Annotated in this window: 1 protein-coding gene; it reads left to right on the top strand. The window is 63.1% G+C overall.

What is annotated here, in order from left to right; translation table 11 throughout:
• Positions 1-758, top strand: a 758-nt coding sequence (locus Q4481_RS24580; protein ID WP_304379064.1) for an aldehyde dehydrogenase family protein, incomplete at both ends; no start/stop codon positions are given.

Below are 758 nucleotides of genomic sequence, written 5' to 3' on the forward strand. Positions count from 1 at the left end.
CGCGTCAACTTCACCGGCTCCACCAAGGTCGGCCGGATCATCGGCGAGCTCTGCGGGCGTCATCTCAAGCCGGCTCTGCTCGAACTCGGCGGCAAGGCGCCCTTCATCGTGCTTGACGATGCCGATATCGATGCGGCGGTCAATGGCGCGATCTTCGGTGCCTTCGCCAATATGGGCCAGATCTGCATGTCGACGGAACGTTTCATCGTTCTCGACAGCGTCGCCGACCAGTTCGTCGAGAAGTTCGCCGCCCGTGCGTCGAAGCTTCCGGCCGGCGATCCGCGCGGCCATGTCGTGCTCGGCTCGCTCGTCAATCCGGAAGCGGCCGACAAGATGGAAGCCTTCATTGCCGATGCGACGGCCAAGGGCGCCAATCTGGTGGCCGGTGGCAAGCGCATGGGCTCGGTGGTCGAGGCAACCCTGCTCGATCATGTCGGACCCGGCATGCGGGCCTTTGCCGAGGAGAGCTTCGGCCCGGTCAAGCCGATCATCCGCGTCAAGGATGAGGACGAGGCGATCGCGATTGCCAATGACAGCGAATATGGTCTTTCGGCTTCGGTCTACAGCCGCGACATCAGCCGGGCGATGGCGGTTGCTGCCCGCATCGAAAGCGGCATCTGCCACATCAACGGTCCGACCGTGCATGACGAGGCCCAGATGCCATTCGGCGGCACCAAGGGTTCCGGCTATGGACGTTTCGGCGGCAAGGCTGCCATCAACGAGTTCACAGAACTCCGCTGGATCACAATCGAAGATCC

The sequence above is a fragment of the Fluviirhizobium alvei genome (assembly GCF_030551875.1).
GTDB lineage: Bacteria > Pseudomonadota > Alphaproteobacteria > Rhizobiales > Rhizobiaceae > Rhizobium_E > Rhizobium_E alvei.